At 73.3% G+C, this 966-nt stretch carries 1 protein-coding gene; it reads right to left on the bottom strand.

Annotated features, from left to right (window positions below):
- The coding region (locus BI06_RS32755) for a polyprenyl synthetase family protein (protein WP_051742441.1) at positions 1 to 966 on the bottom strand (966 nt) is incomplete at both ends.

Raw genomic sequence — 966 nt, 5'->3', positions numbered from 1 at the left:
GGCCGCGGCCAGTACGGCCTCGATCTCCCGTGCGGCGGCCGCGACGAGTCCGGCCGCCGCCTCCCGGGCGTGCGCGACGCAGTCGTAGGCCGTCATCCGGTCGAGCAGCCAGGCCACGTCCTCGGCCGCCCCGGGGCCGCGCTGGGACCGGGTGAGGCTCAGATGCCGCACCACGCGGGCGCGTTCGGCCGGGGTGGTGCGCTCCAGCAGCTGGATGAGCATCAGCGTCCGCTTGCCCTCCCAGAGGTCCCCGGCGATCTCCTTGCCGTACTCCTCGGCCTCCCCGACCAGGTTGAGCACGTCGTCCTGGATCTGGAAGGCGGCGCCGAGGTACCAGCCGAACCGGTCCAGCCGGGCGGCGTCCGTACCCGCCCCCTCGGCGACCAGCAGGCCGGAGCGGCACGGGTAGAGGAAGGTGTACCAGGAGGTCTTCTTCAGGCACATCCGGTAGTAGTCGGCGCTGGTCAGCCCGCAGGCGTTGTCCCGGATCCAGGCGATCTCCATCGCCTGCCCCTCCAGGGACTGGCGGCACATCAGCTCGGTCTCCTCGAACAGCCGCCAGGCCAGTTCCCCGCCGAGCGCCCGCCGGTTGGCCATCACCCGGCGCAGACCGAGCAGGTTGGTCGCGTTGCCGACGTTCAGCGCGACCTCCACGCCGTACCGGGCGGGCAGCGTGGGCTCGCCCCGGCGCAGTTCGCTGCCGTCCTGGATGTCGTCGTGGACGAGGAAGGCGTTGTGGAACAGCTCCACGGTGACGGCCGGGTTCAGGGCCCGCCCGGGGCTGCCGCCGAACGCGGCGCAGGTGGCCAGGCAGAGCGCGGCCCGCAGGCCCTTGCAGGGGCGGGTCGGGTAGTCGGCGGCCAGGTCGTAGAGATAGGGCGGGCTCTGCTCGGGGATGTGGCGCAGGAGTTCGGCGAGGGTGCGCTCGCGGTACCGGGCCAGGACGCGCTCGACCAGCGGCGCGCC

It is taken from the genome of Kitasatospora sp. MBT66, assembly GCF_000710405.2.
GTDB classification, from domain to species: Bacteria; Actinomycetota; Actinomycetes; order Streptomycetales; family Streptomycetaceae; genus Kitasatospora; species Kitasatospora purpeofusca.
The sequence above is the reverse complement of the archived record's forward strand: the minus strand, read 5'-3'. Positions and strand labels throughout refer to the sequence as shown.